At 55.1% G+C, this 1,698-nt stretch carries 1 rRNA gene (only partly in view); it reads left to right on the top strand.

Going from position 1 to position 1,698, the window contains the following annotated elements:
- A 23S ribosomal RNA gene (locus tag AB0P29_RS16105) occupies positions 1-1,698 on the top strand (its annotated part extends 174 nt beyond the left edge of the window); the annotation flags it as partial.

The raw sequence follows: 1,698 nt of genomic DNA, 5'->3' as shown, positions 1-1,698 counted from the left end.
ATCAGGCTAAACCTAGCGTGTGTGATAGCCGGCAGGCGTTGCACGTTGGGGGTTGTGGGACTTTTCAGACAGTTCTGCCGATCTGTCGGCGTTACAAGAAGGTATAGACGAACCGCATTGAAAGGCGGGTCATAGAGGGTGCCAACCCCGTAGTCGAAATGCTTCTCTTGACGCGAAGAGTATCCCAAGTAGCACGGGGCCCGAGAAATCCCGTGTGAATCTGTCAGGACCACCTGATAAGCCTAAATACTCCCAGATGACCGATAGCGGACAAGTACCGTGAGGGAAAGGTGAAAAGTACCCCGGGAGGGGAGTGAAATAGTACCTGAAACCGTTTGCTTACAAACCGTTGGAGCACCCCTGGTAGGTGTGACAGCGTGCCTTTTGAAGAATGAGCCTGCGAGTTAGCGATATGTGGCGAGGTTAACCCGTGTGGGGTAGCCGTAGCGAAAGCGAGTCTGAATAGGGCGATTCAGTCGCATGTCCTAGACCCGAAGCGAAGTGATCTATCCATGGCCAGGCTGAAGCGACGGTAAGACGTCGTGGAGGGCCGAACCCACTTAGGTTGAAAACTGAGGGGATGAGCTGTGGATAGGGGTGAAAGGCCAATCAAACTTCGTGATAGCTGGTTCTCTCCGAAATGCATTTAGGTGCAGCGTTGCGTGTTTCTTGCCGGAGGTAGAGCTACTGGATGGCCGATGGGCCCTACAAGGTTACTGACGTCAGCCAAACTCCGAATGCCGGTAAGTGAGAGCGCAGCAGTGAGACTGTGGGGGATAAGCTTCATAGTCGAGAGGGAAACAACCCAGACCACCAACTAAGGTCCCAAAGCGCGTGCTAAGTGGGAAAGGATGTGGAGTTGCTGTGACAACCAGGAGGTTGGCTTAGAAGCAGCCACCCTTGAAAGAGTGCGTAATAGCTCACTGGTCAAGTGATTCCGCGCCGACAATGTAACGGGGCTCAAGCACGCCACCGAAGTTGTGGCATTGACATTATTGGTAGGCCTTCGTGGTCCAGCCGTGTTGATGGGTAGGAGAGCGTCGTGTGGCCAGCGAAGCGGCGGTGTGAACCAGCCGTGGAGGCTACACGAGTGAGAATGCAGGCATGAGTAGCGAAAGACGTGTGAGAAACACGTCCTCCGAAAGACCAAGGGTTCCAGGGTCAAGCTAATCTTCCCTGGGTAAGTCGGGACCTAAGGCGAGGCCGACAGGCGTAGTCGATGGACAACGGGTTGATATTCCCGTACCGGCGAAGAACCGCCCCAGCTAATCCAGTAGTGCTAAGAGTCCTAACCCGGCTGAGTGGATCCCTTCGGGGTGAAGCCGGCCGGTCTAACGCTCGAACCCGTTCTGGTGCGGCTAGCGTATTAACAGGTGTGACGCAGGAAGGTAGCCCAACCCGGGCGATGGTTGTCCCGGGGCAAGTGCGTAGGCCGAGAGATAGGCAAATCCGTCTCTCATTCAGGCTGAGACACGATGCGGATAAAAAGTGGGTGATCCTATGCTGCCAAGAAAAGCATCGACGCGAGGTTCTAGCTGCCCGTACCCCAAACCGACTCAGGTGGTCAGGTAGAGAATACCAAGGAGATCGAGAGAATCGTGGTTAAGGAACTCGGCAAAATGCCCCCGTAACTTCGGGAGAAGGGGGGCCATCCACTTATACGGACTTGCTCCGGAAAGGGTGTGGTGGCCGCAGAGA

It is taken from the genome of Microbacterium sp. NPDC080220, from assembly GCF_040686395.1.
Lineage (GTDB): Bacteria > Actinomycetota > Actinomycetes > Actinomycetales > Microbacteriaceae > Microbacterium > Microbacterium gawkjiense.
Note: the sequence above shows the minus strand (reverse complement) of the source record. Positions and strands in the feature narration are given on the sequence as shown.